The following is a 25,255-nucleotide window of genomic DNA, read 5'->3' as shown; positions in this document are numbered from 1 at the left end:
TTCGAATTCTCTGCATTGCTCAAAGGGGCTGTGCTCAGTGCGCGGCTCGGTGTGCGTGGGTTGCGGCTTCATCGAGTTGGCCGTTGCCGTCAATCACTACGCCGTATTCAAGGCGCGCGCCGTCAATCGAGACCAAGCCGTTGCGCACATCGGCTAGAACCGTGGCCAGCGGACGACGTAGTGGGTCGCCATAGCCACCACCGCCCGGGTTGACGTTGATTACGCGCTCACCTGGTTGTGCGGTCAGCAGAGTGTTCTGGATGTAATGGTCTTCCTCACCGTCGACATGTCTATGGATCAAGCGGCCGAGCTTGGGCTCGAGCAGAACATTCTTCGCCCCTGCCGCACCGGCGGTAGGCAGCTGCCGGCCCTCACCGAAACCGACCACGGTCATGGCGTGCTTCAGCGGCTCGAGCTCCAGGCGAGTACCAGAGCCACCGCGGAATTCACCGGCGCCACCACTGTCGGTCATCAGGCTGTAGCGGTGTATCAGTACCGGATAGGAGTACTCAAGCAGTTCGATATCGCCGGACGTCAGCGCGCCGAAGCAGCACAGCGGGCCGCAAGCAGGCCAACCATCCATAGCCTTGTTAGCGCCAGCGCCGGAGATGACCGAGGCCAGCACCATGGTCACATATTCATCGTTGTTGTTGCGTGGGTCGTGCCCAGCGATATTGATCCCGCTGGCATGCCCCCAGGAGGCGGTCACACGCTCCGGAGCCGCCTGTTCAAGGGCCAGACGCACGGCATCGGCGAGGGTTTCCATCGGAGTAGTGGTGCAGTTGACGTGCGGTGCCGGCTCCTGGGCGTTGCACAGAGTACCGGACGGGCCAAGGTCTACACTCACGCAGCGATAGAGGCCTTCATTGTAGGGCGGTGGCACCTGGGCGAACATCATCAGTCCGAGGTAAACCCCGGAGATCGAATTGCCCGCGTAGGAGTTGATGAAGTAAGGCACCTGCGGCGGGCTCTCTATCAGAACGTGCGCCTCGTCGCCGCGAATTTCCACCTGGGCAGTGATCGACAATTCTCCCAGACCATGACCGGAGTCTTCGAGAATGGCAGTGCCGCTGTAGAAACCGTCTGGCACATCACGCAACAATGCGCGCATATGACGGTCTGCCATATCTTTCAGCTCGGTAATGCACGCTCGGACCTGGTCGACGCCATAGCGATCGAGCAACTCGATCAGGTGACGCTCGCCCACGCTGCAAGCACCGTACTGGGCATTCAGATCGCCTTCTTGATAGGCGCGGGCGCGCATGTTGGTCAGCAGCAGGTTGATTACGTCTTCCCGGCGCTGGCCCTGGGCCCACAACTTGACAGGCGGGATGCGCAGGCCCTCTGCGTAGATTTCTTTTGCGTCCGGGTTGTAGCCGGCCGGTACCGGGCCGCCAATATCGGTCAGGTGGCCCTTGCAGACCGTCCAGAACACCAGCTCGCCCTTATAGAACACCGGTTTGTACATGCAGCAGTCGAGGATATGACTGCCCATGTAGGCTGGATCGTTATGATAAATAACATCGCCCTCGGCAATCTCATCACCGAAGAAGCCAGCAACGCATTTCATCGCTGGGATAAGCGAACCGAGATGAATAGGAAGGTCCTGGCCTTGCAGGATCATTTCCGGGAGGTGATCGAAGAGTGCGTTGGAATAGTCGTGGGCGAGGTTGAACACGCTCGAGCGACTGGTCTTTTCCAGCGTCAGGGTCATTTCTCGCTGGGCTGTTTCGAGCGCACCGCGCACGACTGCCAGGGTGATCGGGTCTACTATGTTCATGGGTCACCACAAATCTTGTTTTTGTCTGGGGAGGCGTGACGGATGTCTTGCCCACATCGCTAAGCTACGCGCGGGCCTAGCGGCTGGCTTGTCTTCAAGCGCACCGTTTTTTGGCCTGAAGTGAACTGTTTCTACTGGTGCATCTACTCAAGATCTAATGCCGGGAGGCCGGAACGCTGCGATCGGGTAGGAGGCGGCCTCACGGCCGCCGTCCTCCCACACCACCGTGCGTACGGTTCCGTACACGGCGGTTCAGGCCATGCGGTTAAGCCGATTGATCGTATCCAGTATCGAGACCAGTCAAAGTCTGTCCCATAGCTTCTTCGGCAGCGCCTGATTCATATGCGGCGCTCCTGAGTTCCACCACGGGCCTCGGCCATTGAAGGCCGACTTGCAGGCACGCTCCTCGCTCAATCCCAGGCGCATCAGGTTGCGCGCCCTCGTAGAGGGCTGCTTCCATTGCCGCCAGATGACACAGCGAAGTTTGTGCCTGACCCAGCCATCCAGCTCTTCCAGTGGACGCTTGCTCTGGCTGAGCTTGAAGTAGCCTGCCCAGCCTCGCAGCACCGGGTTTACCCGCTCGATGACATTCGCCATCTTGTGGCCCCGCACCCCTCGCAGCAGTTCCCTGAGACGGTCGCGCACACGGCGCAGGCTCATGGTTGCCACTCGCAGTCTAGGCTGCGAGTGCCAACTCATCCCATACCCCAGGTAGTCGCATTTCCACGACCCAGCCACGCGACTCTTGTCCCGATTCAGTCTCAGTTTCAGACGGTGATTCAGGAACCGCTCGACACTGGCCAGCACTCGTTCGCCAGCACGCGGACTACGGACATAAATGTTCGCGTCATCGGCATAGCGCACGAAGCGATGGCCTCGCCGCTCCAACTCACGGTCGAGTTCATCGAGCAGGATGTTCGACAGCAGCGGCGAAAGCGGGCCGCCTTGCGGCGCCCCCTCCTGCCGATGGCTGACAACCCCGCCCGACATGACGCCCGCTTCGAGGTAACGGCGGATGAGTCTGAGCACCTGTTTGTCTTCGACATGGCGCTCAACACAGAACATCAGGATGTCGTGGTTGACCCGATCAAAGAACTTCTCCAGATCGAGTTCCACGCAACACCTATGACCCGCCGCCACATGGGTGCGGGCCATCTCGACAGCCTGGTGAGCGCTTCTGCCCGGACGGAAGCCGTAGCTATAGTCCGAGAACAGCGGATCGAAGATCGGCGTGAGCTGTTGCAGCAGGGCTTGCTGGATCAGGCGATCCACGACACTGGGAATGCCCAGTTGCCGCATACCGCCCTGCGGTTTGGGAATTTCGACCGCCCGCACTGCCTGGGGATGGTATTCACCTGCCAGCAGCCTGACCTTCAGGATGGGCCAATACTGTTTCACGTAGCCTGCCAAGTCGGCGACCGTCATGCCATCGGCACCCGGCGCCCCCTTGTTGCTGACCACGCGCTGATACGCACGCTTGAGATTGAGCGGCGCAAGCACCCGCTCCATCAGCGTGTCCGGCTCCGCGTTCATCCACGTCACCGACGCCGCCGATACCTCTGCGCTGTCAGGCGTCATCCTCGGCCTCTGGCCGGGACTCGGGGTGACAGTCTTCTCTTGGAGAAATTTCTGCATTTCGGTTATCGACGAGACGCTGACGCCTACTGGCGGCATGACCTGTTCGGCCCTTGATGGCGTGGTTGACCGCCACTTACTACGGCCTCGGCTGACTTCTGCACGCCCATCCCGTCGCCTCTCGACAATCGGTAGCACAATGGCAAGCGTACAGATCTCCCAGGGTAATTCGCGCGACCTTCCTGCTTATGCCTGTCGGATCTACGTCGCAGCGTTCCGTGCAAGTATCGGGCTTTGGCGATTATGGCCACCTCACCCCGCTGCGCCGCCTCATCCGCTTCCTGTTCGTCAGGCCAGCATTTTGTCTCGGGCTTCCTTCAGATTCGCAGTCGCCCGCGACACCCTTGCCTTCAGCTAACACTTCCCCTTGCCGGGTGTGTAGAGGACTTTCACCTCCAAGTCGCCAGGCTCACCACCACAGTGAACCCGACAGCGCCAGTCACGGCGCTACGCGCCATGCCTGGCGCACCATAAAAAAACGCCAGCACATGGCTGGCGAAAATAGGAGCGTGAGTGGTTGCTAGGGGCGCTTATTGCCTCAGAAGTAGTAACCGATATTGGTATACAACTGGTTTTCCCAGCGTTCGCTACCGCCGGCGCCCAGGCTCTGGGTGTAGCTACCGCCACCGATGTAGGGATCGTGCTTGCCGTGCAACCACTCGACGGCGATCCATAGGTCTTTCAGCGAGAAAGATGTGCCAAGGATGAAGCGCTGGGAATCCTCGAAGCTGGACTCATCCTTGTCGAACAGGCTGTAGTTACCGTAAACCTTGACACCAGAGAGCCACCCGAGTGAGCCAGGAATGTCATAGCTGAGGTCGGCTACATAGAGGTTACCCTTGGCGGCAACGTTAAAGGTGCCGTCGAAGCTGCCGAAGCTAACCAGCTTGTCTCTGCCGGGATTCTCCGGGCTCATGTCCTGGCGAGTGGCTTGCAGTTGCACGCCCCAGGGGCCATTCTTGCCCGAGTAGTGGACTGCTAGGGCATTTCGGCGGCCGCTATCACGACTGTCCTGGTTCTGCAGCGTCGAGGTCAATGCCGAGGCGCCGATCTCCGACTGCCAGCTCCCAAGCTTTAGGTTGCGGGCCAGACGCCCGACTAAGATGTCGCGCTCGTGGTTATCGCTGCCGTCGACGACGTAGTCATCTGCCGTAGCAACACTGGTTGCATAGGTCCGCCCGCCGCGGCTTGTACCTTGACCCTGATCAGCCGGGCTTAGGTAGTAAGCGAGTTGGAAGTTCCAGTCATCCTGCTGCTGGATGTATTTAACACCAAGGTTCGCAATGTCTTCCAGGCCGATCACGCTGCCCAAGGTCAAGAAGAAAGTGCTGCCGGCATAGGGCAGCAGGCCGAACGGAATCTTGTTTAGTCCCACCTGAATCTGACGCGACTCATCGAACTTGTAGCCGATCCATGCATATTCGGCGAAGGCGATGTCACCGATCTTGTCGGTATAGTCGAAAGGGTAAGCGTCGCCATAGAAACGGTATTTAGCCGCGCCGATCCAACTATCGGAGTTGTAGGTAGCGGTGAGAAAGGCAGTATCGAAACTCAGCTTCTCGATATCCCGGTCGGGGTCGTAGTCGATACGCGCACGCACGGCGCCGCCAATGTCCAAGTTGTCATTGATAGCCACCGCACCTGCGGGTAGCGCGAGCGATGCCAACAATGGAAGTAATATGAGAGTTGCTTGTGGGTGCAGGTTGATCATTTTCATGAATTGGCTCTTAGCATTGTTAGTCTTTTTTTCAGCTACGCAGCACTAAGCCGCTGCGGTGTTGCGGCTTAGTTTTGGATCGGGTTTGGTAGCTGCAGCAAGTTGCCGGAGCCGAATACATCGGCCCGGTGGGCGCCGATATTGGTTTCAGCTGCAGCTGGTGCGGACAAACCAGCTGCGTTTGGCGCTGTTGAGTAGCAGCCAGTAGCTGGCGAACGCGCAGACAAAGGTCACCGGCGCTGAGAAGGTCGCCAGCGTTGCTCCGCCGAAATTCAGCAGCACTATCCCCAGGCCAGCGGCAAAGAACCAGGCGATCAAGCCGCACGGGTTGAAGGCGTTGACTCGTTCGAGAGCGAATTCAATATTGCCCTCGAACAGCTGGGTATATTTCGGCGAGAAAATATGCGCCAAAGCGATCGCTACCCAAGCCACTACAAAGATGCTCTGGTATGCCAGGGCTTGCAGAATGTAGCTGAACACATTGAGCAACATCATTGTGTAGACCACGATGCCAACTACTACGGCCCATGCCATATAAGGCACAGCCGCCAAGCCAAAACGGCCGAAGAACGCATGCATGTTGCTAGCGGCCATGAAGAAATTTGCGGTATTGATACGGGTCTGGCTGACCCAAACGAACAACAACCCCCAGATACCCATCAGCTCGACAATGGCCAGCACCACCGAGACCTCAGACAGGCCGCCCTCTGCGGGAATGGTGGCGGCGAGAAAGATGCCGACCAGACCGTTAATAAGAAAGGTGAAGATATAGAATGGTAGGCCGAAGTTAAATTTAGCGTGGTAGCTGGCGTCCTGCTTACGACCGAAGCGTGCGTAGTCCCAGGTGTACATCATGAGAATCCACACTCCCATGAAATAGGTGAAACAGTCCCACCAGCCATTACTTACTGGCCCGCTCTCAGGCCCCATTTCCAACCAGGCAGAACTGTAGCCGTATTCACCGACGGCCATCGCTACTACGGCAATCAGACCAATCAGGTAGAGCGGCAGCAGCACGCCATTGAACTTATCCAGCCAGGTCTGCACGCTACCGAACACCAGTGGCACGCTGTATAGCACCACTATTAGGTAGGCTTGATTGAGCGTGATGTCGGACACGTAGTGTTGGATAGCAATGGCGATCACCGAGCCTTCAAACACGCTGTAGTAGATCGCCGTGGCGAAGAAAATCAGGGTGGCCAGTGCTGCGCCGGCGCGTCCGAATAGCACCCGGGAGAAGAGTGCGACCGATAATCCGGTCTTAATGGCGTAGCGGGCAATGACCCCGTTGATGGCCGCATAAGTTACGACCGACAAGAGTAAGCCGATTATGGCATTCATCGTACCAAAGCTCATTGCCAGGGTGGCGGACACCACCAGCCAAAACATAGCACTGCAGATGGCCCACCAAGCCATCGTCAGTGAGCCTTTGCTCATGCGGTGTTCTTCCGGAACCGCGACGGTGCTGTAGTCGATACTATCGACCTGTTTTTTGATGTTTCCGGCCATGGCTCTTCTCTTGTTTTTGTAATGAGTGGAGTCATGATCATAAGTACTTCAGGCGGGCGACCACTTGCTGCTGAGCGCACTCTCTTTTGTCATACCTGAAGCTTCTTGCTCTCTGGAAGATGGCCCACCCAGACGAAACTCCTCCAGCGGAAAGCGATGAGAAAATCTCTCAGGCTGTCCAAGTCAGAATAAAAGACCTCAATGACGCTATGGCTTACATCTCTTTCCGAGAGAGCGTTATTAGCGAGCGAGTCACCTAACAACACCTACACTCAGCGTGATAGCCAGACAGACAACATAGCGCTTAAACGTTTCAAGCCAGTAGGACTACAAGCAAAGCACTCAATGACGGGCTCGAGGCCGATTCAATCTCGGCACAACCACCCTAAGCCAGCAACCAGCACTACATGCTACAAGAAGTCAAAACCGGGTACAAAACCGGGTACAAAGAATAACGAAAACAACCAGAATGCCTAAGCTCAAACGCTCAAGCATCAGACTTACCGCATAACGTGTAAGTCAAAAAATTGTCTTTCCCGCACGTCAACTCTATGTTTCAAATGCATTAGCCCTGAAACCCGCACGCCACTTGAGTATGCACGCATAGCACAATTCTATAGGTATTGCAACACATTCCTTTAGGGCTTCAGATCACTTGCTGCAACTGCGGCACGACCTCGAACAAGTCACCCACTAGACCGTAATCCGCCACCTGAAAAATCGGCGCCTCTTCGTCCTTGTTGATTGCCACGATGACCTTGGAGTCTTTCATCCCGGCCAGGTGCTGGATGGCACCGCTGATGCCGACGGCGATGTACAGCTGCGGCGCGACGATCTTGCCGGTCTGGCCAACCTGCATGTCGTTGGGCACGAAACCGGCGTCGACCGCAGCGCGCGAAGCACCGACGGCGGCGCCGAGCTTGTCGGCCAGGGCATACAGGTGCTTGAAGTTGTCGCCGTTCTGCATGCCGCGACCGCCGGAGACGACGATCTTGGCCGCGGTCAGTTCCGGACGATCGGACTTGGCCAGCGCCTCAAAGACGAAGGCCGAGATGCCGGCGTCGCCGCCAACGGCCACGGCTTCCACGACAGCACTGCCGCCTTCGCCGGCCACCGGATCGAAACCGGTGGCACGCACGGTGATCACCTTCACCGCCGCCGAAGACTGCACGGTGGCGATGGCGTTACCGGCGTAGATCGGCCGCTTGAAAGTGTCGGCGCTTTCCACGGCGATGATTTCGGAGATCTGGTCGACGTCCAGCTGGGCGGCGACGCGCGGCAGGATGTTCTTGCCGTTGCTGGTGGCGGCGGCGAGGATGTGGCTGTAACCCTTGCCCCCTGCTTCTTGAACAAGAGCAGCTACCAGCGGCGCAACGTTTTCCGGCAGCTGATGGGCGAAGGCGGCGTTGTCGGCCACCAGCACCTTGGCCACGCCGGCGAGCTTGGCAGCCGCTTCGGCGGCGGCGCCACAGGCGGCACCGGCAACCAGGAGGTGGATGTCGCCACCGATCTTCTGCGCAGCGGCCACGGTGTTGAGAGTGGCCGGCGCCAGGGCGGCATTGGTGTGTTCAGCGATAACCAGGATAGTCATTTAGATTACCTTCGCCTCGTTCTTCAGTTTCTCGACCAGTTCCGCCACCGACTTGACCTTGATGCCGGCCTGGCGGGCAGCCGGCGCTTCGACTTTCAGGGTCTTCACGGTGGACGCGGTGGCAACGCCCAGGGCGTCCGGGGTGAGCACCTCCAGCGGCTTCTTCTTGGCCTTCATGATGTTCGGCAAGGAGGCGTAGCGCGGCTCGTTCAGACGCAGGTCGGTGGTGACGATCGCCGGCAGGTTCAACGCCACGGTCTGCAGGCCGCCGTCGATCTCGCGGGTCACGTTGACCTTGTCGCCCGCCACTTCGACCTTGGAGGCGAAGGTGCCTTGGCCGAAGCCGGTCAGCGCGCCGAGCATCTGGCCGGTCTGGTTGTTGTCGCTGTCGATGGCCTGCTTGCCGAGGATCACCAGCTGCGGCTGCTCCTTGTCGACCACGGCCTTGAGCAGCTTGGCCACGGCCAGGGAGTTCAGCTCGTCAGCACCCTCTTCCTTGACAGCCTCGACCAGGATGGCGCGGTCGGCACCGAGGGCCAAAGCAGTACGCAGCTGCTCTTGCGCCGCCGTCGGGCCGATCGACACCACGACGATTTCACTGGCAACGCCCTTCTCTTTCAGGCGTACGGCTTCTTCCACGGCGATTTCGCAGAAGGGGTTCATCGACATCTTAACGTTGGCGAGATCGACGCCGCTGTTGTCCGCCTTGACGCGAACCTTGACGTTGTAATCGACCACACGCTTGATCGCTACGAGGACTTTCATAAAGGCTCCATGGGAAAAATTGCCCCGGCAAGCTGGCTGGCCGGGGCATGGCAGGTTCAGCGTTCACCAAGCTGTTCGATGATGCCTTGTGCCTTCAACTCGGCCAGGCGCTCATCATCGAGACCCAACTGGCGCTTGAGCACCTCATCGGTATGCTCACCCAGCATCGGCGCGGGGCGCAGGTACTCGACCGGTGTGCGAGACAACTTGATCGGACTGCCGACCGTGACGAAGTCGGCTTTCAAGGGATGGGGAATGTTGACCAGCATGTTGCGCGCCAGTATCTGTGGTTCGTCCAGCGCCTGGGCAATGCTGTTGATGGCCCCTACCGGTACGCCCTGCGGGTGAATGCGCCCTACCCACTCATCGGCGAGCCCTCCGAGAAAGTGACGCGACAGGATGGCAACGATCTCCTCGCGGTTGCTGACTCGGTCGGCGTTGCGCGCGAAACGCGGATCTTTCGGCAGCTCTGGCAGGCCGATGGCGTCGCACAGTGCGACGAACTGTGAGTCGTTGCCGCAGGCAATGATGAAGTCGCGATCACTGGCGCGAAACACCTGGTACGGCACAATGTTGGCGTGGGCGTTGCCATAACGCCCGGGCGGCTTGCCGGAAGCCAGATAGTTCTGGCTCTGGTTGCACAGTGTGGCGACCTGAACATCCAGCAACGCCATATCGATATGTTGACCAAGCCCGGTCTTTTCTCGGCTGAGCAGCGCAGCTTGGATAGCCACCGTCGAGTACAGGCCGGTCATCAGGTCCGCGAAGGCAACGCCTACCTTTTGCGGGCCGCCACCGGGCAGATCGTCGCGCTCGCCGGTGATGCTCATCATTCCACCCATACCCTGAATGATGAAGTCGTAACCCGGTTCTGCGGCGCGCGGCCCGGTCTGGCCGAAACCCGTCACCGAGCAATACACCAGGCGTGGATTGAGCGCAGCGAGGCTAGCGTAATCCAGCCCGTACTTGGCCAAGGAACCGGCCTTGTAGTTCTCGATCAGTACGTCGCAACTGGTAGCCAGGGCCCGCACCATTTCCTGCCCCTCGGGGCTGGCGATGTTTAGCGCCACCGACAACTTGCCGCGATTGGTGGACTGGTAATAAGAAGCCTCGCCGGTGGACTCGGCGTTCTGCCCCTTCATCCATGGCGGCCCCCAGCCACGGGTGTCATCACCCGCGCCCGGCCGTTCGATTTTGATCACTTCGGCACCCAGATCGGCCAGAGTTTGGCCGCACCAGGGACCAGCCAGAATGCGGCTCAAGTCGAGCACGCGATACCCAGTCAAAGCACCCATTTCATTTCACCTTTGCTTGCGCGCACTTACACACGCTCCATCACCATGGCGAGGCCTTGGCCCACGCCGATGCATAGGCTCACCACAGCGTAGCGTTTGCCGCTCTGTTGCAGCGCGCGAGCGGTGCTCAGGGCCAGGCGCGCACCGGATGCACCTAATGGGTGGCCGACGGCGATGGCGCCACCGTGTGGGTTTACCCGCGGGTCGTTGAACGCAACACCCAGACCTTTCAGGCAGCCCAGCACCTGGCTGGCGAACGCTTCGTTGATCTCGATAATGTCCATATCCGCCAGGCTGAGCTGCGCGCGAGCCAATGCCTTATGAATAGCCTCCACCGGGCCGACGCCCATAATGCGCGGGGCCACACCCACGGCGGCGGCCGACAGAATGCGCGCCATCGGAACCAAGCCGTGCCGTTCGCCCGCCGCGGCCGAGCCAATCAGCAATGCCGCCGCGCCATCGTTGACGCCTGATGCGTTGCCGGCGGTAACCACACCACCTTCGGAGAGAGGATTCAGGCGAGCCAAAGCGATCAGGTCCGATTGCGGGCGCGGGTGCTCGTCCTGCTCCACCACATTGGGTGGCGTCTTGCGCCCGGTGGGCACGCTGACCGCGAGCAGTTCTTCCTGAAAGAAACCTGCGCTACGTGCGGCTTCATAACGGGCCTGAGAGCCGGCAGCAAAGACGTCGGCCTCAGCACGGGAGATGCCGTACTCCTGAGCCACGTTATCGCCCGTTTGCGGCATGCTGTCGTTGCCAAACTCGGCGACGATCTTCGGGTTGGGAAAACGGGCGCCAATGGTACTGTCGAACACCGTCAGTTCGCGGCTATAGGCCGCTTCTGCTTTAGCCATGACAAAGGGTGCACGGGACATACTCTCCACCCCGCCGGCGACAAACAGTTCGCCTTCGTTACAGGTCACTGCGCGGGCGGCATCGATCACCGCCGCCAGACCACTGGCGCACAGGCGGTTAACTGTCTGCCCAGGTACGGTCACGGGCAAGCCTGCAAGCAGTGCGGCGTGACGCGCGATGTTGCGGCTGTCCTCCCCTGCCTGGTTGGTATTGCCCAGAATCACGTCCTCGATGGCTTCGCCAGGGATGGCGTGGCGAGCGAGCAATTCGTGGATCACATGGGCGGCGAGGTCGTCTGGGCGTACCGAAGCGAGTGCGCCGCCGTGGCGGCCAAATGGCGTGCGCAGTCCCGCGAAGATGTAGGCGTCGAGCATGGGAAAATCCTAGCGTTGAGGTTCAGTCGGGAGTGGTTCGTTGTGACGCAATGAAAGGCCCAAGGCGGCCCGTCGCCGCAGCCAGGGACCCGGCCGATAACGGGGATCGCCCGTCAGTTCGGTCATGCGTTCAAGAGTGGTGAGCAAACGCTTGGGCCCGACACTATCGCCCCAGGCCAGCGGACCTTGCGGATAACCAAGACCACGGCGCACGCCTTCATCCAGGTCATCGACACTGGCGATACGCTGCTGAACGATATCGCCCGCCAGGTTGACGATCATGGCCAGTACCCTTTGGGCCACAAAGCCGACACTGTCATTGATCACACTGACGCCCACGCCATCGCGGCCCAACAGCGCATGGGCGGCATCGCGCATGTCGGCATGGGTAGCGGGATTTAGCATCAGCGTGCGGTAGCGGGCGATATCCAGCAGCGGGTCGATGCACACCGTGCGCTCAGGATCGGTGCCAAACAGGCCGACGGCGCCGGTGGCATCCAGACCGTAAGGTGCCAGCAAACACAGGGCCTCGCTGCTTGGGACCGTGCCCTCTTCGACCCGCGCGCCCACCTGCTGAAGAAGCTCGGTGAAACGTGCACGATCCTCGGGGTTTTCAGTGCCAAGCCAAACCGGCGGAAATGCTTCCAGCGCAGGTACTGCCTGTGCGGCGGGTGGATCGATCATCTGGCCGTCGGCGTATCGGTAAAACCCACGCCCGACCTTGCGCCCGACGTAGCCGGCATCCAGCATCTGGCGTGTTAGCGCTGCAGGCCGATACCGCGGTTCCTGGTAGAACTGGTTGTAGATCGACTCAATGACTGGATGGGAAACATCAAGAGCCGTCAGATCAAACAGCTCCAAGGGCCCCATGCGAAAACCCAGACCCTCGCGCAGGATACGGTCTACCTCGGCGGGTTCGGCTACGCCTTCCTTGAGAATTTGCAAAGCCTCAGTGCTATATGCACGGCCGGCGTGATTGATGATGAACCCTGGTGTGTCCTTCGCCCGAATACCCCTATGCCCCATGCGGGCAGCCAGGGCTCGGAGGCTGTCGCCTACCTGCGGGTCAGTCGCCAGACCATCGATGACTTCCACCACTTTCATCAGCGGCACAGGGTTAAAAAAATGAAAGCCAGCGATGCGTTGGGGAAGTCGGCAATTGCGAGCAATGCTGGTGACGGAGAGCGATGAGGTGTTGGTAGCCAGAATGCAGTCATCGGCAACCACGGCTTCCAACTCGGCGAGCAAGCCCTGCTTGGCGTCGAGGCGCTCGATAATGGCTTCCACTACCAGGTCGACGTCGCTCAGTTCCGTAAGGGCGCTCGCCACTTGCACGCGGGAGAGCGTGGCCAGCGCATCGGCGTTGGCAATCTTGCCTTTGTCGACCAGCTTGTCCAACGTGCCTTTCAAGCTTTCGCGGGCGCCCTGCGCAGCGCCTTCGCGACTATCAAACAGCGTGACGCGAATGCCCGCCTGAGCGGCGATCTGAGCAATACCTGTACCCATGACTCCGGCGCCAACAACCGCCATCCGGTTAATTTCACGTGTCATCGCTCATTCTCCTGAGAAGATCGCTTTGCGTTTTTCCAGGAAGGCTTGAGCGCCCTCTTTCTGGTCGCTCGAATCGAATAGCAATTGGAAGGCCTTGCGCTCCAACACCAGCGCGCTCTCCAGCGGCAGGTCAGCACCGGCCAGCATCACTTCTTTGATCTGCGCGACGGCTAGCGGCGGCAAGGCGGCGATTTCAGTGGCCAGCTCTAGTGCACGGACAATGGTCTGCTCGTCGCCCACCACTTCACTCAGCATGCCCATGGCCAAGGCTTGCTGGGCCGAGACCAAGCACCCGGTAAGGGCAATGCGCATTGCCTGGAACTTGCCGACCGCGCGGATCAGACGCTGAGTACCGCCGGCGCCCGGCATCAGGCCGAGTTTGACTTCTGGCTGGCCAAAGCGCGCCGACTCGCCGGCGACGATGATGTCGCAGTGCATGGCCAGCTCACAGCCGCCGCCAAGGGCGAAACCATTCACTGCAGCGATGACCGGCTTGGGGCAGCGGGAGATGGCTTCCCACAGCAGCTCGGTATGGCGCAGGTACATTTCAATCGGGCGCGCTTGGGCAAACTCGCGGATATCGGCTCCGGCCACAAAACAGGTGTCACCGCCGGTAAGTACAATCGCCCGCACCTGCCCATTGCGAGCCAGTGCCCGAAAGTGCTCGGCGAGTTGTTCACGCACCGCGCTATTGAGCGCGTTCTTGGCTTCTGGCCGGTCGATGCGTACGACGGCAACGCCGTCTTCTCGAATTTCCAGGTTCACTACAGATTCAGGTTCGTGACTCATACCCACCTCTAAACACGTTTCGCTATACGAAATTGCATTTCGTATTTACGAGATATCATAGGTAGGGTCGCGAATTCATGTAAATCAGAAATCTGAACTATTTTATTATTTCTTTATTAATCAATATATTATCTATCTAAAAATGAGCGTTTTGCATTTCATCTCGGCTCAAATATAATTTCGCCTGACGAAACGTACTTTTATTTGCTTGCAATTTCCAAAAATGAGGTTCTACCATGGCACGCAACAAAGCGGATCAGCAGAAGGCTGAGAGCAGCACTGGAGCGGATGAAATCGCTTTACTGAAGATGGGCATGCTCGACCCGGCCAGTGCGTCGAGTGAGGACGAAACCAGCGGCCAGTTCGTGACTGCGCTGGCACGTGGGCTGGAGCTGATGCGGTGCTTTACCCCGCGCGACAACGTGCTGGGCAATCAGGAACTGGCGCGGATGACCGGGCTACCCAAGCCGACCGTGACGCGCTTGACCAACACCCTGATGCGCCTTGGCTGCCTCAAGCGTGAGGTGCACTCGGGCAAGTACCAGCTGGATGTCGGTGTGCTGGGGTTCGGCTACGCCATGCTGTCGAATCTGTCGATTCGCTCGGTGGCGCACCCGCTGATGGAAGAGCTGGCCAATCACGCTCAAGCCGCAGTGGCAATGGCGGCCCGGGATCGCCTGCAGATGGTTTACCTGGACGTCGTTCAGGGCCAAGGCAATACCACGATGCGGCGGCAGATCGGCAGCTACTTGCCACTGGCGCAAAGCTCGGCGGGACGCGCATGCCTGGCGGCGATGCCAGAGAGCGAGCGAGAGTTTCTCCTCGACCACATGCGCCAACGCGAAGCAGCACAGTGGCCGGTGATCCGCAAGGGCCTGGATCGCGCGTTTCGCGATTACACCGATTACGGCTTTTGCCTATCGATCGGCGAGTGGCACCGCGACGTCAACTCAGTCGCCGTGCCGCTGTTACACCCGCAGTTCGGGTTACTGACCTTCAACTGCGGTGGACCGAGCTTCCAGCTTCCACGGGACAAGCTCACTGACGATATCGGGCCTCGCCTGATCAACATGGTTAACAACATCGGCGCCGCCGCTCGGTAACCCTTCAGGGTGACGGTGCACCGTACTACATCGGCCCACTTCCGGGCCCAGAGGAGCGCACATGATCCGTGATACCGAAACCCTGCAGATTCTGCTGGATTCTCTTCGCCAGTTCGTCGGTGAGGTACTGATTCCTCGGGAAAACGAGGTGGCTGAAACGGATGCGATCCCTAAGGACATCGTCGATCAGATGCGCGAGATGGGCCTGTTCGGGTTAACGATTCCGGAAGCCTATGGCGGCCTGGGCGTGACTATGGAGGAAGAGGTAAACATCGCCTTCGAGTTGGGTCGCACCTCACCGGCTTTCCGTTCCTACATCGGCACCAACAACGGCATTGGCTCAATCGGCATTTTGCTTGACGGTACAGAGGAGCAGCGCAACCAGTACCTGCCGCAACTGGCAAGCGGCGAGCTGCTCAGCTCGTTCTGCCTGACCGAGCCAGATGCCGGCTCCGATGCGGGCTCGTTGAAAACCAATGCTGTGCGTGACGCTGACAGCTACATCCTCAACGGTACCAAACGTTACATCACCAACGCGCCACACGCGGGCATTTACACGGTGATGGCCCGTACCAACCCGGAAATCAAAGGCGCCTCCGGTATCAGCGCCTTTATCGTTGAGCGCGGCACACCCGGCGTGTCGCTGGGCAAGACGGACCACAAGATGGGCCACAAAGGCGCCCATACCTGCGACGTGATCTTTGAAAATGCGCGAGTGCCCGCCAGCCAGTTGATAGGCGGCGTCGAAGGCGTTGGTTTCAAGACCGCGATGAAGGTGCTGGATAAGGGCCGCCTGCATATCGCTGCACTGAGTGTCGGCGCAGCCGAACGCATGCTGGACGATGCCCTGCACTATGCGCTGGACCGCAAACAGTTCGGCCAGCCCATCGCGGAGTTCCAACTGATCCAGGCGATGCTGGCTGATAGCAAAGCCGAAATCTACGCGGCCCGCTGCATGGTGCTGGATGCCGCGCGCAAGCGCGACGAGGGCAAGAACGTCAGTACCGAAGCCTCCTGCGCGAAGATGTTCTCCACCGAGATGTGCGGTCGTGTCGCCGACCGCTGCGTGCAGATCCACGGTGGCGCCGGCTACGTCAGCGAGTACGCCATTGAGCGCTTCTACCGTGACGTGCGGCTGTTCCGTATCTACGAAGGCACCACACAGATTCAGCAGGTGGTTATCGCCCGTAACATGATCCGCGAAGCGCAGCGGTGACACGGCACCTGCTCTGACACCAGTTGGGCTCCAGTCGCGCCGAGACTCAATAGCGCCACATCCTGGCTTCAAGGTAGTTGTTCGACATGAGTGCGTGTTCCACTGGTGTGGTCCCGAAAGCCTCAGCCTGCGAGCTTCCCGTCAACCTACCCCCAGATGAACTGCGGGGTAGCTGCACGAAACTGGAATTCCAACTACGCCACAGTAGGTCGCACAGCACAGTGCAGGCGCTGCCAGCGGCAACGATGAGGCTATAGGGAAAAGTCGAGCTGGCAATACCAGCAAGATTCACCTGGCGGTGGACGCCCACGGCTTGCCCATCGAGTTTGAAATCACAGGTGGCCAAATCAATGACTGCACTCAGGCACCCGCGTTGATTTCCAAGCTCCCGGCGGCAGAAACCATCGTCGCGGATAAGGGCTATGACAGCGAGAGAATCCGGGAGCAGGTTGAGCTACAAGGGGCCAAGGCCGTGATCCCGAGAAAGCGTAACTCCGTGAAAGGCAACGCGGATCTGGACAGAGGTCTTTACCGCAATCGGCACCTGGTGGAAAACGCCTTTGCCCGGCTGAAGCATTACCGGGCGGTGGCATCTCGATTCGACAAGCTCAAGAGAAATTACGAGAGCGTGGTGGCCATGGCCTGTGCCTTCCTATGGCTACCCATGTGAAATGGCAACAGCCCCTAGCGGTACTTAGCAACTGTTGATCGCCGGTGCGCCGGTAAATGGCGGGCTGATTGGAGAAATAATTTCTACATATAGGCGATTTACAGCGTGTTTATCGCCTTCTGTATCTCTCCTATTCTCTCTCGACTGCTCTGCTGCATTGATTGGCTGAGCCCGGACTGACCGCATGGTTAGCCCTAATCGCGCTAAACCCAACCTGAATAGAGGATCACTCCATGCCCGTTGTACGAGTCAGCTGGTTCGAAGGAAAAGACCACGCCGCGAAGGAAGCTGTCGCTGCAGAAATCACCCAGAGCATCGTGAAAAACACCGGTACCGATGCCAATTACATCTACGTCATTTTTGAAGACGTGGCGCCATCGGATTGGGCCGGTGCAGGCAAGCTGTTCGGCGACGATCCGAAGAAGACCTAAGGTCATTCGGCGTTAATGGCCAGTGGGCTGCAAGGAGTGTTACATCTTCTTTGCAGCCCGGGCTTGGCTCTTTTGTGCTGGGTAGCCGGACTCCCAGTCGACCTGCTCAAACTGTTCGACCAGAAAATTGATAAATGCCCGCACCTTGGATGCCAGGTGTTTGCGGGTTGGGTAGACGGCATAAATACCCAGTTCTACCGAGCGATACTCCGGTAGCAACTCCACCAGATCACCCCGCCGAAGATCCTCACTTACCATAAAGCTTGGCTGCAGCAAAATGCCGCCAGCAGTCAACGCAATAGATCGGCATGTATCACCGTTATTGCAGCGAATGACCGAACGCGTGTTGACCTTATGCTCGCCATCGGGCCCGGTAAAACTCCATTCGTTCCCACTGGAAAAGTTGCTATAGGCAATCACCCGGTGCTCGGCCAGGTCTTGCGGCACTTCTACTGGTGCATGGCTTTTGATGTAGCTCGGGGCTGCACACAGGCGCATCCGCGTGCTGGCAAACCGGCGCCCCACCAGTGAAGAGCTTTCCAACCGGGCGATGCGCACCGCGACGTCATACCCCTCCTCCACCAAATCGACCTGGCGATCGTTCAGGCTGATATCCAGCTCAATCTTCGGGTTTTGCTCCAAAAAGGCAGTCCACAGCGGCGCCAGGTGCAACACACCAAAACTCACCGGCGCATTGACCCGCAGCACGCCGGCAGGCTCATGGTTGCCCGAAGAAACAGCGCTTTCCGCCTCCCCCATCAACGCCAGCACTTCCCGCGCTTGCTGGTAGAAAACCCGTCCTTCTTCGGTCAGTGATAAGCGTCGCGTGGTGCGTTGCAGCAGGCGTACGCCCAGGCGTTCCTCCAGCGCATTTACATGCCTGGAAACGGCGGCCTTGGACATTTCCAGCGCATCGACGGCACCGACAAAGCTGCCCTTGTCGACCACGGCGCAAAACACCTGCATCTCCAACGCGCGATCCATTATTGCCTCACTTATCGGAACTATAAGTCACATTAAATCATGTTTATCTCGTAAATCGAATCTTTAAACTGGATCCCATCACACACAGCACGAGGCAAAAGACATGAACATTACCCTTATCGGTACCGGCAACATGGGCTCGGCTTTCGCTCAACAGTTGTCCCAGTTTGGACACCATGTTCGTATCACCGGCCGTGATCTGGACAAGGCGCACGCCCTCGCCGCGCAGCATCAAAACGTCGAAGCATTCGCCGCTGATCAGGCCCTTGGCCAGAACGAAGTGGTGATCGTCGCCACTGCTTACCAGGACGCCTTAACCGCGCTGAAAAGTCTGGGCAGTCTCGAAGGCAAAGTGGTCATCGACATCACCAACCCGCTGACAGCCGACTACATGGGTCTGACCATCGGCCACAGCACCAGTGCAGCGGAGGAAATCGCCAAGGCGCTGCCAGGTGTGGAGCTGGTCAAGGGCTTCAACACCCTGTTCGCCCAAGTGCTGGCCAGCGGTCCCACATTTGCCAACGAGCAGCAAGGCAGCGTGTTCCTGGCCAGCGATAGCGCACGAGCCAAACAAACCGCCGTTGCTCTTGCGCAAAGCCTGGGTTGGAAAACCGTGGATGCCGGCGGTTTGGTAAACGCGCGTTATCTGGAAGCGTTGGCCGGGTTGAACATCTACCTCGGCTATGGCGCAGGGCTCGGCACGCAGATCGCGCCGGTCTGGCTCAATCGTTAATTCCCACTTACCCAATGCCTGGCGCCACGGCCGAAACAGCTGTGGCCCCGGGCAACCCACACTCCCCGTATTGGAAAACACCCATGACCGCCGCTAGCCGCACCCTCCCCTATGCCGCCCTGGTACTACGCCTAATCCTTGGCGTGATGTTTCTCGCTCATGGCCTGACCAAGCTGCTGGTGTTCACCCCGGCCGGCACAGCAGGTTTCTTTGAGTCCGTTGGCTTCTCCGGCTTTCTTGCCTATCCGGTCATTGCCTTTGAAGTGGTCGGCGGCCTGTTCCTGATCCTTGGTGTACTCGCTCGCTGGGTAGCGGCCCTAGCCACCGTGCAACTGCTGGTGGCAGCAAGCGTGCACTTCGGTAATGGCTGGAGCTTCACCAACGCCAATGGTGGCTGGGAATACCCGGTCTTTCTGGCATTCACTGCACTGGCCTTGGCGCTGCTGGATGACGGAGCCTTCGCCTTGAAACGTTCAGCACGTAACTAACCGCTCGCTGCTTTCGGCCAGGTTGCCTTTGCCGGGTTCTCGCCAAACTTGGCAAGGGTAAAATCCAGAAAGCTTTTCAGCCTTGGTGTCATGCCCCGGTCCGGCGTACGCAGCACATGAAAGGGTCGAGTGGGCATGGGATATCGAGGCAGTTGGACGATCTATCCGCTTGGCTTTCAAGTCTTAAATAAACAAGGTAATCCCCCGGCTTAGCCGAGGGACTCCTTGAGGTTGACCGTGTGATGCGGTCATCAGGAACCTTCTATCTCGACCAAGAGATAGGGGTACCCAATGAGAGATTACCAAAGCCTTGCTCACACGAAGTGGGACTGTAAGTACCACGTTGTATTCATCCCGAAGAGGCGTAAGAAGGCGATCTTCGGAGCGATCCGCAAGCACCTGGGGGGAGGTGCTACATGAGTTGGCGAGGCAGCGTGAGTGCCGGATCGTGGAGGGTCACTTGATGCCAGAGCCGAGCCCGAACGATAATTTCAAGATGGAGCCGGACTAATGCGACGCGTCGTTCAGCCGACGCGTATCCGGACTTTCAATCCGTAATTCACTAACCCACCGACTTCAGTCGGTGGTTGTTTAGTGCTACCACCGGCGTAGACGAACTGATGATTGATGCGCGCATCTACGACCCGACGGCGCGTTGCCGTTCGTATCAACTGGCAGCGGAATCGATTGGAGATCTGCTCACTCACTGACAGCGTGCGCGCCGGTGACCTTCAGGTCACCCGTGCGGAACACACGTGCCAGGTAGTCAAGGGTTCAGAGGATATCGTCCACCACGCCGCCATCGACCCGCAGCGCAGCGCCGCTGGTGGCTGACGCCTGGGTGGAGCAGATATAGACGACCATATTGGCGACCTCATCGACCGTGGCCGCACGTTGAATCAACGAGGTGGGACGGTGGGTCATGACGAATTCGGCAGCGACGGCCTCCAAGGATTTGCCGGAGCGGGCAGACTCTCCTTTGAGCAGCTCAGCCAAGCCATCAGACAGTGTCGGGCCTGGCAGCACGCTGTTAACGGTTACGCCGCTGCCGGCCACACGTTTGGCCAAGCCACGCGACAACGCCAGTTGCGCCGTCTTGGTTACGCCGTAATGAACCATATCGGCCGGGATATTTCGGGCTGACTCCGAGGAGATAAACACCACCCTACCCCAACCTCGTTGGACCATGGCTGGAACCAACGCGCGGCTCAGGCGAACACCGGACATTACGTTAGTTTGCCAATAGTCTTCCCAGCAGTCGTCATCGGCCTCGAAGAAATCGGCCAAACCATAGATGCCGGCGTTGTTGACCAGAATGTCGATGGTGGGAAGCGCAGCTGTAAGAACGCCAACGCCGTCGGCATTGCCCAGATCAGCCGCGACTCCGCTGAAGGTGGCCTGCGGTACCGCTTCGCTCAAACGTGCCAGGGCTTTTTCGACCGAGCTGTCACTCCGCCCGTTGATGATCACGATAGCGCCGGTGAGCGCCAGGCCATGGGCAATGGCGAAGCCGATGCCGCCTGTGGAGGCAGTAACCAAAGCGGTCTTGCCGGCAAGATTGATGTGCATGCGTATTGACCCTCTAGCGCCAGGTAGTACCCGGCAGGTTAGATCGGTTGCTGAATAGTCAGCGGTCTTGTCCGCCGGCTACTGACTGGCGGTGTCAGGTCCGGGTAAACCCATCAAACGGATTCATGTACACCGCGCCAAAGGCATCCAGGTGCTTGCGCGTCGGCGCGTCTGGGTTGCCATAAACTAGCAGGCTGGTGATTTTCACCAGCTCGAGAAACTTTTCGCCGAACGGCGCGAAGGTTTCTTCAATATGGTTAACGACAGCATCGGCACGGTAACGCTCGATAATGTGCACCTCAGTGCGAGCCTCGTTGACGCTGTATTCGTACATCAAGGTGCCAGGCTCTTCGCTCGTAGCGGCGACAATCTTGGCAACCAGCGTTTTAAATTCAGGGAAGTCTTCCGGAGCCAGGCTTAGGGTAAAAATGCTGATGACTTCGTCTTTCATGGGGCGTCCTCACAGAAGTAAATGACCAACCCCATGCGATAGATGCAGAGGGTTGCTGAGTCAGCAGCCATGCTAAGGTAGAGCAGCAAGCTGATAAACAACCTTGAAATCACAGATAGGTAGCGTAATTTGCTACCAACTCTTGCGCCTAGGAAAACGGCAATGACCTCCGAAGATTCCTTCAGCGGCATCCATATTTTTCTCGCCACCGCCCGCTCTGCGACCTTCACAGAGGCAGCCGAGCGCCTGGGGCTGTCCAAGTCGGCCGTAGGTAAGGCGATTGCACGGCTGGAGGCACGGGTGGGTACCAGCCTGTTTTATCGCTCGACCCGCCGCTTGTCCCTGTCTCCGGATGGCGAGGCCTACTTCACCGTGTGGTCCAATGCGCTGGAGGAGATCAAGGCCACCGAGAGCAACCTCGGCAACAAGTTAGGCGTGCCCACAGGGCGCTTGCGGGTGGACATGCCGGTCGCGTTCGGTAAACAGGTGGTACTGCCGGTGCTACTGGAGATGAGCAAACGCTTCCCGCAGTTGCAACTGACCTTGACCTTTAGCGACCAACTGGTGGACCTGACGGAAGAAGGTATCGACCTGGCCATTCGTTTTGGCAGCGTCGACAACGTCCCCGGCCTGGTGGCCAGACGCCTGACGTCACACCGCTGGGTAACCTGTGCAGCGCCGGGTTATCTGGAAGAATATGGTACGCCGTTGACGCTCGAGGACATGGGCCAGCACCGCAGCATCGTCGGCTATCGCCGCGGCAGCCTAATGCCCTGGAAAATGGCCCAGGCCGGGCAATCCTTGAAGTTCTCGCCACCACCGACCTATCAGTTTGACGATGCCGAAGCGATGATTGAAGCCACGCGAGCCGGCCTCGGTATTTGCCAGATGCCGCTCTGTCTATTTGAAAAGGACATCGCCCAGCAGGTTGTTGTTACGGTACTCGAGCCCTTTGAACCGGCGCCTGTCGAGGTCCACGCACTATGGTCGAAGAGCAATCATCTGCGGCCCAAAATTCGTTACCTGGTCGACGAGTTATTGAAGCTGTATGGCCACAGCTAACGGCAGAACGGACAGCTACTGCGCGACCTTGGCGCGGGGTTGATCAACGCCAGCCCCATTAACTCAGGGTGCCACTCAGCAGCCATAGCGATGAGCGCGGACTGATCTGTAACAAAGCCAGGGAGCCCCCAAATACTAGAGCCCGCCGACCAGGGATCTACTCACCAACCTGCGTTCTGGCCAGGCGCAGGGGGCAATATTGGCACCTTGATGTGTAGCTCAGCGCTCCGGCTGGCAGCGGCCTGAAGAGTCGACAAGTGACCGCCAATTATCCCGGTTTTCGAGATAGTTATTCACCAATATCTGAGTTTATCTCCAAAATCGAATCTATAAACTTTGAGCCATCCCCAGCCAATCAGTGCGCTGTGGGTAGGCAGGTCAGTGAGCGGCGCACACGCTTTGCAACGCCGATCAGTCCACCTCTTGCTGCTGCGGCCCCAATATCTAAGCAGGATTTCAACCATGAGTCTGGCCTATCCAGTGTTGTTCGTGTCCCACGGAGCACCAACCTTTGCCATCGAACCCGGCCAGGCCGGGGCACGCCTGGCTGAGCTAGGCCGAGCGCTGCCACGGCCTAGCGCCATCGTAATCGTCTCTCCTCACTGGATGACCCGTGGGAGCGTGCGTGTAGGCAGCAGCAAGGCGCCGGAAACCATTCACGACTTCGGAGGCTTTCCGCAAGCACTGTATCGCCTGCAATACCCTGCAACCGGCAATCCTGCATTGGCCGAGCAAATCTGCAACCTGCTTTCCCGCAATGGGATTGCCGCAACTACCGAATCGAATCGAGGCCTGGACCACGGCGCCTGGGTGCCGTTGCTGCACCTATTGCCCACTGCGGATATCCCGGTGGTCCAAGTGTCCATGCCCCACCCGCTCAATCCATTGGGTGCCTGGCAGCTTGGCCAGGCACTCAAGCCGCTGCGCGATCAGGGCGTGCTGATCATTGGCTCCGGCAGTCTGACCCATAACCTTTATGAGTTCCGTAGCAACTACGGCGACCCGGCTGAGTACGTAGCGCGTTTTTCCGACTGGATCCGTGACGCCCTGCAAGCCGGTGACCTGCCAGCGCTGCTCGCCTACCGCCGCAATGCCCCGGAGGCCGAGCGTGCGCACCCCAGTGAAGAACATTTGTTGCCGCTATTTCTGGCGCTCGGTGCCGCAGGCGAGCACTACGCCGTGGATGTGCTAGAGGGCGGTGTCGCCGACGGCGTACTGGCTATGGACAGCTACCTGTTCAAAAGCCCAACCGCCACTCAGGAGATTACTCAAGCATGAACCTGCCACTAGCCATTTCAGAACTGCAGCAAGAACCGCAATCCGGCCTTGTCTATCGTCGGGTAATCCGTGCTGCTGCCCCTCGTGCACGTCTCCTGCTATTGCATGGTGTAGGCGGTAATGAAACCAATCTGGCAGGCCTTTCCGGCTTTATCCCAGAAGGAATTGAAATATTGCTGGTACGCAGCCGCCTGCAAATCGCAGCTGAGGGCTTTGCCTGGTTTCAGGTAAATTTCACCAACGAAGGCCCGGTGATCGTTGAAGAGCAAGCGGAAACCAGCCGCCAGAAACTAGTGGAGCTTGTAACTGCCTTACCACAAATGCCTACAGTGATAGCTGGCTTTAGCCAGGGCGGTATTCTCAGTGCAAGCGTCGGGCTTAGCGCCCCTCATTGCGTGCTAGGCTTTGGCTTGTTCAGCGGCAGAATTCTCCCTGAGCTGGCACCACACATTGCCAGCGCTCAAGCATTGAGTTCGCTATCGGCGTTTATTGCTCATGGCTATGGTGATAACAAGCTCCCCGTGTCTTGGGCACAAAAAGCGGATGCCTGGTTGCACCAACTGAACGTGCATCATGAAACATACCTGTACGACATGGGCCACGAAATCACCAATGAAGAAGTGGAAGATTTCATTCAGTGGCTGAAGCCTGTATTGAACATCGCCTGAGCGACCTTGATGGTGAACTCCCGCAGTAAACTTACGGAAGTGGATCTACTTCTTAAAGCGTTAGCCAGCCCCCAGCGCCGGTTGATCCTTGAGTGGCTCCGTGACCCAGAGAAACACTTTCCGCAGCAGGAACATGCATTCCTGCTCGGTGTGTGTGCCGGCCAGATTGAGCGCAAGTGCAAGTTGGCCCAATCGACCGTGTCCGATCACTTGCGCACGCTGCATCGCACAGGATTGATTACTTGCCAAAAGCTCGGCCCGATCCATTTTTTTCAAACGCTGCGAATACACCATCGAAATGCTGGTGAAAACATTGAAAGCGATGCTGTAAAGGGGATTTGAGAGCTCTGCCATGACTATTCGCGAGGACACATTTGCATCCATCGATCTCAATTTATTGGTGGTTTTTATGTGTATTTACAAGGAACAAAGTATAACGTTAGCAGCCAAGAGTCTTGGCGTAACACAGCCAGCCGTAAGCAATTCGCTGGTCAAGCTACGTGACAAATTTAATGATCCGCTCTTTACTCGTTCGGGCAGGGGTATTGTGGCAACACCGAAAGCGAAAAAAATTGCTTCTGAATTATGTCCAGCGATGAGACTGATTACAGCCACACTAGCATCGAACTTTAGATAATCCTCTTTGCAGCAGAGCACTATTGGCCTGCTCTAACCTCTCATGACTGGCGGTGTCAGGTGGACTGACAGATGACTGGAGTCTATGTCGCTGGTGGCATCATG

Annotated in this window: 22 protein-coding genes and 3 pseudogenes; 12 read left to right on the top strand and 13 right to left on the bottom strand. The window is 58.4% G+C overall.

Translation table 11 applies throughout. The features are described 5' to 3' along the window. Positions 1 to 34: 34 nt before the first annotated feature. From HZ99_RS03255 to HZ99_RS03210, 10 genes are all read right to left on the bottom strand, one after another. Entirely contained in the window at positions 35 to 1,780 is a 1,746-nt protein-coding gene (locus HZ99_RS03255) for a hydantoinase B/oxoprolinase family protein (RefSeq protein ID WP_033902868.1), read from the bottom strand. 300 nt (positions 1,781 to 2,080) lie between these two features. After that, positions 2,081 to 3,454, bottom strand: coding sequence for a group II intron reverse transcriptase/maturase (ltrA, locus tag HZ99_RS03250; RefSeq protein WP_049950174.1), 1,374 nt, complete (start codon positions 3,452 to 3,454; stop codon positions 2,081 to 2,083). 499 nt (positions 3,455 to 3,953) lie between these two features. After that, positions 3,954 to 5,126, bottom strand: a complete 1,173-nt coding sequence (locus HZ99_RS03245; RefSeq protein ID WP_031637015.1) for a porin — start codon at positions 5,124 to 5,126, stop codon at positions 3,954 to 3,956. A gap of 153 nt (positions 5,127 to 5,279) precedes the next feature. Continuing rightward, the gene (locus HZ99_RS03240) at positions 5,280 to 6,641 is read right to left on the bottom strand and encodes a purine-cytosine permease family protein (RefSeq protein ID WP_033902867.1); all 1,362 of its coding nucleotides are present in this window, start codon (positions 6,639 to 6,641) and stop codon (positions 5,280 to 5,282) included. Between the two features lie 646 nt (positions 6,642 to 7,287). After that, positions 7,288 to 8,232, bottom strand: a complete 945-nt coding sequence (locus HZ99_RS03235; RefSeq protein WP_023662939.1) for an electron transfer flavoprotein subunit alpha/FixB family protein — start codon at positions 8,230 to 8,232, stop codon at positions 7,288 to 7,290. Then, the gene (locus HZ99_RS03230) at positions 8,233 to 8,997 is read right to left on the bottom strand and encodes an electron transfer flavoprotein subunit beta/FixA family protein (RefSeq protein WP_023048095.1); all 765 of its coding nucleotides are present in this window, start codon (positions 8,995 to 8,997) and stop codon (positions 8,233 to 8,235) included. A 56-nt stretch (positions 8,998 to 9,053) separates the two neighbouring features. Further along, entirely contained in the window at positions 9,054 to 10,292 is a 1,239-nt protein-coding gene (locus tag HZ99_RS03225; protein WP_023048094.1) for a CaiB/BaiF CoA transferase family protein, read from the bottom strand. Between the two features lie 26 nt (positions 10,293 to 10,318). Then, positions 10,319 to 11,521, bottom strand: a complete 1,203-nt coding sequence (locus HZ99_RS03220; protein WP_023048093.1) for a 3-oxoadipyl-CoA thiolase — start codon at positions 11,519 to 11,521, stop codon at positions 10,319 to 10,321. Positions 11,522 to 11,530: 9 nt separating this feature from the next. Then, positions 11,531 to 13,072 carry a 3-hydroxyacyl-CoA dehydrogenase gene (locus HZ99_RS03215; protein WP_023048092.1) on the bottom strand — a complete coding sequence of 514 codons (1,542 nt, stop codon included), beginning with the start codon at positions 13,070 to 13,072 and terminating at the stop codon, positions 11,531 to 11,533. A 3-nt stretch (positions 13,073 to 13,075) separates the two neighbouring features. Then, entirely contained in the window at positions 13,076 to 13,861 is a 786-nt protein-coding gene (locus HZ99_RS03210) for an enoyl-CoA hydratase (RefSeq protein WP_023628973.1), read from the bottom strand. Positions 13,862 to 14,097: 236 nt separating this feature from the next. Between HZ99_RS03210 and HZ99_RS03205 the strand changes: the two genes are divergently transcribed. The 4 genes and pseudogenes from HZ99_RS03205 to HZ99_RS03190 all read left to right on the top strand — a co-directional run bounded on the left by HZ99_RS03205 (position 14,098) and on the right by HZ99_RS03190 (position 17,281). After that, positions 14,098 to 14,964 carry an IclR family transcriptional regulator gene (locus HZ99_RS03205; RefSeq protein WP_023048090.1) on the top strand — a complete coding sequence of 289 codons (867 nt, stop codon included), beginning with the start codon at positions 14,098 to 14,100 and terminating at the stop codon, positions 14,962 to 14,964. Positions 14,965 to 15,025: 61 nt separating this feature from the next. Next, on the top strand, positions 15,026 to 16,180 hold the full coding sequence (locus HZ99_RS03200) for an acyl-CoA dehydrogenase family protein (protein ID WP_023048089.1): 1,155 nt from the start codon (positions 15,026 to 15,028) through the stop codon (positions 16,178 to 16,180). 214 nt (positions 16,181 to 16,394) lie between these two features. Then, positions 16,395 to 16,850, top strand: a pseudogene (locus HZ99_RS03195) (IS5 family transposase); the annotation flags it as partial. Positions 16,851 to 17,083: 233 nt separating this feature from the next. After that, positions 17,084 to 17,281, top strand: a complete 198-nt coding sequence (locus HZ99_RS03190; protein WP_023048087.1) for a tautomerase family protein — start codon at positions 17,084 to 17,086, stop codon at positions 17,279 to 17,281. Between the two features lie 39 nt (positions 17,282 to 17,320). On the opposite strand, the gene HZ99_RS03185 is transcribed toward HZ99_RS03190, so the two are convergent. Beyond that, on the bottom strand, positions 17,321 to 18,265 hold the full coding sequence (locus HZ99_RS03185; RefSeq protein WP_023048086.1) for a LysR family transcriptional regulator: 945 nt from the start codon (positions 18,263 to 18,265) through the stop codon (positions 17,321 to 17,323). A gap of 88 nt (positions 18,266 to 18,353) precedes the next feature. Here HZ99_RS03185 and HZ99_RS03180 point away from each other — a divergent pair. The 3 genes and pseudogenes from HZ99_RS03180 to HZ99_RS03170 form a co-directional block, all read left to right on the top strand. Continuing rightward, a pseudogene (locus HZ99_RS03180) lies at positions 18,354 to 18,998 on the top strand (NADPH-dependent F420 reductase); the annotation flags it as partial. Positions 18,999 to 19,081: 83 nt separating this feature from the next. Next, entirely contained in the window at positions 19,082 to 19,486 is a 405-nt protein-coding gene (locus tag HZ99_RS03175) for a DoxX family protein (RefSeq protein ID WP_023048084.1), read from the top strand. Positions 19,487 to 19,777: 291 nt separating this feature from the next. Beyond that, positions 19,778 to 19,952 (top strand): annotated as a pseudogene (locus HZ99_RS03170) (transposase); the annotation flags it as partial. Positions 19,953 to 20,260: 308 nt separating this feature from the next. On the opposite strand, the gene HZ99_RS03165 reads toward HZ99_RS03170, so the two are convergent. After that, positions 20,261 to 21,055: an SDR family NAD(P)-dependent oxidoreductase gene (locus tag HZ99_RS03165; protein WP_023628975.1), complete on the bottom strand. Its 795-nt coding sequence runs from the start codon at positions 21,053 to 21,055 to the stop codon at positions 20,261 to 20,263. A 94-nt stretch (positions 21,056 to 21,149) separates the two neighbouring features. Continuing rightward, a complete protein-coding gene (locus HZ99_RS03160; protein WP_023048080.1) occupies positions 21,150 to 21,506 on the bottom strand; it encodes a putative quinol monooxygenase in 357 nt (118 codons plus the stop codon). Between the two features lie 162 nt (positions 21,507 to 21,668). Here HZ99_RS03160 and HZ99_RS03155 point away from each other — a divergent pair, with 162 nt between their 5' ends. The 5 genes from HZ99_RS03155 to HZ99_RS27555 all read left to right on the top strand — a co-directional run bounded on the left by HZ99_RS03155 (position 21,669) and on the right by HZ99_RS27555 (position 25,151). Further along, on the top strand, positions 21,669 to 22,568 hold the full coding sequence (locus tag HZ99_RS03155; RefSeq protein WP_023048079.1) for a LysR substrate-binding domain-containing protein: 900 nt from the start codon (positions 21,669 to 21,671) through the stop codon (positions 22,566 to 22,568). Between the two features lie 462 nt (positions 22,569 to 23,030). After that, the gene (locus HZ99_RS03150) at positions 23,031 to 23,846 is read left to right on the top strand and encodes a DODA-type extradiol aromatic ring-opening family dioxygenase (protein WP_023048078.1); all 816 of its coding nucleotides are present in this window, start codon (positions 23,031 to 23,033) and stop codon (positions 23,844 to 23,846) included. After that, positions 23,843 to 24,514 carry an alpha/beta hydrolase gene (locus HZ99_RS03145; protein ID WP_023048077.1) on the top strand — a complete coding sequence of 224 codons (672 nt, stop codon included), beginning with the start codon at positions 23,843 to 23,845 and terminating at the stop codon, positions 24,512 to 24,514. The genes HZ99_RS03150 and HZ99_RS03145 overlap by 4 nt, the downstream gene beginning before the upstream one ends. Positions 24,515 to 24,523: 9 nt before the next feature. Beyond that, the gene (locus HZ99_RS29475; protein ID WP_223194054.1) at positions 24,524 to 24,856 is read left to right on the top strand and encodes an ArsR/SmtB family transcription factor; all 333 of its coding nucleotides are present in this window, start codon (positions 24,524 to 24,526) and stop codon (positions 24,854 to 24,856) included. A 10-nt stretch (positions 24,857 to 24,866) separates the two neighbouring features. Beyond that, on the top strand, positions 24,867 to 25,151 hold the full coding sequence (locus HZ99_RS27555; RefSeq protein ID WP_071576115.1) for a LysR family transcriptional regulator: 285 nt from the start codon (positions 24,867 to 24,869) through the stop codon (positions 25,149 to 25,151). Positions 25,152 to 25,255 lie beyond the last annotated feature (104 nt).

It is taken from the genome of Pseudomonas fluorescens, assembly GCF_000730425.1.
Lineage (GTDB): Bacteria > Pseudomonadota > Gammaproteobacteria > Pseudomonadales > Pseudomonadaceae > Aquipseudomonas > Aquipseudomonas fluorescens_X.
Note: the sequence above shows the minus strand (reverse complement) of the source record. Positions and strands in the feature narration are given on the sequence as shown.